This is a genomic window from Adonisia turfae CCMR0081, from assembly GCF_011009555.1.
Classification (GTDB): Bacteria; Cyanobacteriota; Cyanobacteriia; order Phormidesmidales; family Phormidesmidaceae; genus Leptothoe; species Leptothoe turfae.
This window is the reverse complement of sequence record NZ_QXHD01000004.1, coordinates 4,412,636-4,419,918: the sequence shown is the minus strand read 5'-3', so window position 1 is coordinate 4,419,918 and position 7,283 is coordinate 4,412,636. Positions and strand designations below refer to the sequence as shown.

General features: G+C 47.9%; 6 protein-coding genes. All 6 read left to right on the top strand.

Going from position 1 to position 7,283, the window contains the following annotated elements:
* Positions 1 to 1,401, top strand: a 1,401-nt coding sequence (locus DXZ20_RS23005) for a hypothetical protein (RefSeq protein ID WP_250565889.1), incomplete at its 5' end; no start/stop codon positions are given.
* Positions 1,394 to 1,819, top strand: coding sequence for a hypothetical protein (locus DXZ20_RS23000; RefSeq protein ID WP_163701067.1), 426 nt, complete (start codon positions 1,394 to 1,396; stop codon positions 1,817 to 1,819). The genes DXZ20_RS23005 and DXZ20_RS23000, both read left to right, overlap by 8 nt.
* Positions 1,809 to 2,555, top strand: a complete 747-nt coding sequence (locus DXZ20_RS22995) for a hypothetical protein (protein WP_163701065.1) — start codon at positions 1,809 to 1,811, stop codon at positions 2,553 to 2,555. The genes DXZ20_RS23000 and DXZ20_RS22995 overlap by 11 nt, the downstream gene beginning before the upstream one ends.
* Before the next feature lie 173 nt (positions 2,556 to 2,728).
* On the top strand, positions 2,729 to 4,141 hold the full coding sequence (locus DXZ20_RS22990; RefSeq protein WP_163701062.1) for a hypothetical protein: 1,413 nt from the start codon (positions 2,729 to 2,731) through the stop codon (positions 4,139 to 4,141).
* A gap of 62 nt (positions 4,142 to 4,203) precedes the next feature.
* Entirely contained in the window at positions 4,204 to 5,472 is a 1,269-nt protein-coding gene (locus DXZ20_RS22985; RefSeq protein ID WP_163701059.1) for a hypothetical protein, read from the top strand.
* A gap of 475 nt (positions 5,473 to 5,947) precedes the next feature.
* A complete protein-coding gene (locus tag DXZ20_RS22980) occupies positions 5,948 to 7,114 on the top strand; it encodes a hypothetical protein (protein WP_250565888.1) in 1,167 nt (388 codons plus the stop codon).
* Positions 7,115 to 7,283: the final 169 nt, after the last annotated feature.

The window sequence follows — 7,283 nt, the reverse complement described above, 5'->3', positions numbered from 1 at the left end:
CATGGCAGTATAAACGGCTTTTCAACCGCCGCATCTGCTAGCAGCTATTCCCAAACACTGTTTCTGCCAGCCCTGGCAGCCTTGCTGGGAGAGGGTGGGGCGGCTGCCGGAGCGGCTGGCGGGGCGTCGTCCTTGTTAGGGTCGGCTGGCGGGGCGGCCAATCTTAGCGGGTTGATGACCTCCCTGATGCCGTTGCTACAGCAGGTGCTGACCCCAGAAACTGTACAGATGATGCTGCAAAATATATCCCCCACCAAACTGTTGGGGGCGGTTACCGACAGTGTTACCCAGGTGGCTAAGGTCAGTATGGAGGATAAAAAACAAGATCAGCAGCACATTGAGAAACTGATAGAGAATGTAGATGATACGGCTATGGAGAAGTGGGCCTATAGCTCGGCGATGGTCAATGCTCTGACCTGGTCGCCTCAGGAAATTGACTATCGACGGGTGGCTCGGGTACGGCTGGACTTTATGCAGGTCACTCCCCTAATGCTCCACGGTCGTACTCGGGTGCTCTACCATCAGGGGCATGATATTGCCTTTCCTCTTAAGTTAGATACTCCGCGACCGATTGCCAGGGGGATTCTCCAGATCCTGGTAAAAAATCCGGAAACCTTGGAAGTTTTAATTGAGAAGACATATCGGGTGGAGGATCTCACCCATGGTCCTTTGACTGTCGTGCCAACGCTGTCCCAAGAGCAGTTGGCTATGCTCGAACCCAACGAGGATTATTTGGTGATGGCGGTGCTGGCCTGGGGCGGTCGCTCCCAACGGACCATGGGGAAAAAGCGCATGGGCACCAGTATGACCCAGATGATTACCCTGGTGCGGGACTATTGCTTTGACCGCATTGAAGGTCAGGGGGAGACGGTGGCGCTTAACGATGTGGATCGCTACCGGTCTTACTGGCATAAGGTGTGGCAGGGGCAACTGTCGAAGCAGCGACGTCAGCTGACCCTGGACTGCAAGTACTACTACTCATTGGAACGCGATCGCACCACTCTGGCGCGCATGGAAACCCTTACCCGGATTGAGCAAACCAGCCATAGTCACCAGGAAGGCAAACTCAAGGCCGGCATGATGCTTAATCCCGAGCGGCTCAATGAGCTGCTGGGACAAATCTCTCACCATGCCCCCCTCAACGATGAACAGTTAAACGCCCTATTTAATCGCGACAATATTGATTTGTTTAATGCCCTGGCCCGCAGTTCAGTCAAATTTAGGGGCCGCAGAGGTAGCACGGTGGCCCTATGGGTATATCCAGAGTTCAAACTGCAGCGTATCCTGCTCAAGCGAGTCTCAGACATTGATGAAAACGGCCATGTGACAGAGCTAAGCGAAGCGCCAGTATATTTCCCCATGCCCACTAAAGCCCACTTTATAGGCGTTAGCGATGAATAACCATACAGAACCTCCTACAAATTCTCCTAATCCCAGCCAGCCAGTCCCACCGCTGCCTGGCAGGAGTGACGTCACACCGTCAGAGATGATCGAGTTAGAAGTTACCTCTCCAGACCCTATTGTCACAGCTGCCACCAGCAGTGAACAGTTTGAAGAGCTAGATCCGCTGCTCCCCCTAGCGGACCTGATACCTACCCTGGCGGACTACGAAAAACAGCGAGTGGATCCGGACACAGGGCAGGTCTTAACGGTGGAAGAAATCAAGCTGGATATGCCCGTTGAACTGCGGGTAATAGTGGATGAAGCGGGTCAGGTTACCCTCAAGGGAGCCCCGCCCACCCAGCGGACGGCCACCACCGTATTGCCAATGTTCCATCAAATGCAGATGCACATTGTGGAGGCTCGCTATGGCGACTAAAGGAAACAAATCTTGGAATTTAGAATCCTTTCTTGACTCCTTGATCCTTGAGTTAGACAAGGCCCAAGACACATTGTCGGTCAAAGGTTTAAACCGCCGATTGACTTACATGGTGCAGGATATGAATCTAGAACTCCAGTTGTTTCCAGAGTTTGATGGCGACAACGTACGCTTTACCACGGCCAAGCCAGGGGAAAAGGGTGCGTCCAAAATCTCCTTCCAGCTCGGGTCCATTAGCGACAGCCAAATTCGAGAAGTGACTCGCCCGCCAATTCAACATGGGGAAACGTCCATTGATGAGGTGGACATACCTGACCACGAACGTAAGGAGCTAAAAAAACTTGGTATTCAATCCACCGAAGATTTACGTCGCACCGTCGAAGATCGCAATGTGGACCTGGGTAAGGTGACCAAAAAGAAAGTGAGCTATAGCAGCCTGGCTAATCTTATTAACCAGGCCCGCCGTCAGGAGCATCCACCCAGTGTGGCCAAGGCCAGCCTTTCTAAAGCCCAGGGCGATACGGTTTTAACCTTGGAAGGTAACAACTTAGCCAGTGCCCAGTCGTTGGATCAGTTTCCGGCAGCGGTGATCAACGATCAGCCAGTGGAGATTCTTTCCGCAAATAACAAACAGCTCAAGATCAAGGTTAATCAAACTCACCTAACAGGCCACGACAATCAGCTTAAGGTAGCGTTGGATCCCTATGCCGTATTTACGATGAATTTGGAATCTTAGACGAAGCCGCCATAGGGAGCGAATTGGGGAATCGGTTAGTAGCGTTAGTGGTTAACCCACCTCGCCTTTCAGGTGCCCCTCCCGAGAGGGGATTTAAGGGAATTAAATTAGTCACCTTACGAGAATCTTGTTACTTAAACTTTGAACTTTGAATTTTCACCTTTGAACTCACCATGTCTGCTTACACGCCACTTAGCCACAATCGTCTATTAGCCCTGGAGCACCATATCCGAGGGCATCAGCCTCGGGTCAGGTCTGTACGCCAGCAACCGTTGCAGCAACCAGTGCGACGAAGACGACGGGCAAAAGAAACACAGCAGGCATCCATGAAAAAACAGGAAGCACCCCCATCTATGGACTATAAGGCACTGATGCAACGGCTAGGTGAGCCTCCTACTCCCCGATTAAAACAGCCCCAACATGCTCCAGCGTCAGTCCCCCCTAATCCAGCCCTACAAAACCCGCAACCACAGCCAACTCAGCAGTCTGCCGGAGCCTATCGCCAGCTAGCCGCCCAGCTGGGCCAACGATATCATAGCTGCCCAAAAACTCGTACACCTAATGTCGATCTTCCCACCGTTCCCACCCCCATTAATCCCAATATTGTCGAAACATTTTCGGTCACTCCCACACCAGACACCATTGCCAAAAAACAACGCCGACAAACCCTTAATTCCCTCCTAGAATCTTCTTCTGCTCAGTCTTGGGCTAAGCATCCGTCAAAGCCTACCCCCTCTGCTCCTCCTGCATCTCGCTCTACCCAAACCTCTAACCCACAACCAACTGCCCCCCTAACCAGCTATAAATCCCTGGCCACCACCATTCGCCAGGCCAGACTTGGTCTCTCTTCCGATCTTCCAGAGCCAGCAACTGTTGCCACTAAGTTCTATCCACCTGCAACCAATGGAGCCATTGACGAGGTTTTTACGACAGACGCTGATGCCTCATCAGTTGAGTTAACCAGCGTTATACAACAAGATGTTACAGAAGTGGAGATTGCACAACCACCTATTACACAGGAGCAGATAAGATTAACAGATAATTTGCAAATCACTGACGGAAATTTGCAATTAGAGAACTATCCTAAGGTTAATTTTAACTACGAGCGGGAAACACAATCAAATGTTCCGTCGCTTGAGAGCCAAGTCGTCAAAGCCTTCTCTAATAGTCAAATACAGTCACCAGAGAAGACTATATTCTCTGAAGAGACTCCGACCAAAGATATCCCAGCTTCGGCAGCTACGATTGATGTAGTGCCAATAGTTGACACTGACGATACCAGTGGTGATAGCCCCCCCCCATCACCCACTCAATCGCTCGAAAATGAGTCCATAACTATTACTGAAAGCTCTCTTTCCATTCCACTGCAAATACATGAACAAAGCTTGACCCCAGTCCCATCAACCTTTGATATAGAAGGACTACGTAACAACGTATTGCTGTTGACCTATCAGCTGGCCTGTCCGCCCCAATTGGTAAGCCATATGGCGCAGCTACAACGCAAACGCCATAGACGAAAACAGTCCAATAAACAGTCTACGTTAAGCGCGCAAAATACAACTCAGTCCTCTCCAAAAGCATCATGACTTCATAGTCAATCTCTACTTTTTACTTATAATTCGTTACTTTTTTCTTTCCTCTGCCTCCTATGAAAAATCGACTCCTCACGTTAGAACATAACCTCTGTAGCTCTTCTGACAAACCCAAAAAATATCGAAGAAAACGATACCATGGCCCACCTAAACAACAGTCGCACCAGGTTTACACTCAAGCACAATCCTTTGACTGGGGTGAGCCCATTGAGCTGACCTATAACAGCGAGAGTAATTCCTACATAGCTAACACAGCCTATGCAGCTGCCTATGGGGACGAAGATTATGGCGAGGATGACCATGCAACCAATGCCTTCAGCATGGACGACGGTTATGACGAGGATGACCATGTAGCTACCACCTTTGAGTGGCGTGAGGATAAGGACGATGAGGGTGCCTACAGGGCTAGTACCTTTGGCATAGACGACGACTATGACGAGGATGACCATGCAGCCAGTTCCTTTAAGTGGAATGATAATAGAAGGACTTCAGCCTTTGAAGTCGAGTCCTTTGACTTAGAGGATGGCGAGCAAGATTATCAGCAAGAGACTATTAGGCAGTCATTTGGGCAGTCATTTTCAGTCGCTGATCTTGACAAGGATACGTTGGCGGAGGATTTGGACTTTAGCGATCTCGATACAGCATCGGAGAAGGCCCGGAGTGACCAGGCGATGAGCAATCGTGCCTTTGCTGCAGACCTTCAGGCGATTCTCAGTGGCAAGAAAACCTATGACCAAGGTCGCAGTGACAGGGTTAAGGCCAACAAAGATGCTCACCAGTTATCGACAGCTGCATCAACAGAGACAACCTCAGCATTACCCGATGACATCCGAGAAGCGGTGGCTGATCCCCACGATGTGTTTGATCAAATGTCGTCCCATATGCCCCACAATCAAATGGATGATACGCCTGTAATACCGGTGAGTAGTCAACCGGTTGAGGTTAAGGAAGATATGACTGGGTCACGTGCCCATGATGTGTTTGACCGCATGGGACATAATATGAGCCATGCGACCTCGTTTAACTTAGGCACCATTTCCCTAGAACAGCGGTTTGATGAGTTTGATAAGGAGTTACAACAGACAACAGAGAAACAAAATCAGCCCCATAAGGCGCGAGCTGGAAACCGCCCAATATCCTCAGATCACAGTGCGTCATTGACATTAGATGAGACAGCGTTAGCAGCGGATCTAGCCCAGATGCAGTCGTTAAGTGAGGCAGAGGGGAGAGTTGAGATGAGTGAAAAAGAACAACAAGAGCATGAAGCTGAAATGCCTCAAGAAACTGAGACTAGAGAGTCCAATGAAGTAATAGAAAACGTGTAGGAAAAAGATCAACCACATGAAACTTTCGCTAGCCGTTAAAAACTGCTTAGCTAAAGATTTTTTCCTGCATCATCAAACCACCTTTCGCTTGATGCACCACGACCTTCGGATGACATGATGCCCAATATCTATGGATTTTAATCAACATTGTGAAGATAATTATGGACGAAATATTGGCGGCATGTAGCTAGTATGACGTTGCTAAGAGATTTATCTAGAGCACAACAAAGAGAGGATAGAGAAAGTCGTTCAACCAGAAAATCAAATAGATTTTATCTGAGTGAAACCTCTGATCATTTGAGCAGAAGAAGAGAAAGTACTTCGATTGATCACCATTACCTAACCACAACGAGAAGAAGCCATGAATCGGTTAATAGCACTTCAACAAGCCCTCAATGCAAGACAGTCAGTATCTGTACAATCCCAGCAGAAAACACAAGAAAACAGAATAATTAGACCGTATCGGTCAATTCCGATGCAACCACATCCGTCACATCACCATGCCACCTACAGCATGGGACAGGCATACCAAAGCTGGTCAGATGTGGAAAATGCAGCGAAAAAAGACAATGTGGATTATGCAAACCGTTTAAATGCCATTATCACCGATCCCGGAGTATTAAATCAGAATGACGAGGGCAATTGTGGCATCACATCAGCGATAATGGCGTTACTCCACCTTGTCAGTGTCAATAAGCAGAGTAGCTCGGAGAAACGAGACGCACGGAGGGAAGAGATAAACAAGCTGATCTATGCAATCCACAAATCTGAACAAATCCCCCAACAGCTTATGTGGCGTTCAACATACAAGCATATGACAGCAACTAGCAAAACTAACCCAGCCACAGCTAGTAAGTCAATTATCTGGAATAGACTTAACAAGAGGTTCGACCAATATGGAAAGCAAGACGACAATAGTAATATCATAGATCTCAAAAATAGTTCAAATGTTGGCGACTATACCCTCATTGTTTCAGTCCTTCTGTTCTTCAAAGATCATTTGAAAGCTACGGCACCGCATGAGTGGTCAGCTCTGGAAGATTTTAATACCGCCCATGGGTTTACATTACGCCCCCAGACGAAGTTAAAGAACATGCAGCAGAAAAGTGCCGGCCCTGACCCCAAGACAGGTGATTTAGCGTTAACTGTCAGAGCTCTTCGCCTACTGAGCGATTTAATGGACATTGGCACAGGATATCCACTACGAGACTATGAATTCGCCAATATACAGGCCCCAGTTAAACCAGTCGATGAGAATAAAGTCAAAGCCAAGATCCAAAAAGAAATAAAGGGCCATGATAAAAGAACATTAAAGGAAATATACGATAAGAATCTAGCTGCTGTTAGACCCCACCCTAAGGCAGATCCGGTTCAATGGCAGTCAATCAAATTTCCCTGTTATGTTGGAGTATATTCGCCTTACCACATAACTGACGGAAAACTCGACACCACCAAGCACTATAAATCGGCAATGGTCAAGAACCTAATCCCATACAACTTATTGCAGCATTGGATTTACATGCCAGACCATGAAACAGTTTGGACATGGGGCATGAATACAAAGTTAAACAACAATAAAGCACACGTAGCAATCAAAAACCTGGTACCCCAGATAGTTATACCAGTTTACCTCCGACCCTAAAACAGAACTAAGGTACGTTACAACTTTCCTGTAACTCACTGATTTCCTGAGTGATTAGCTGAAACCAAGCTAACTTGTCCAATCATCAGTCAACATTTTTTTTCGCCATACTCAGACCCTAGAGAATAACAAGTAATAAATGATATTTATCTCTCTTCCTGCTTAACCC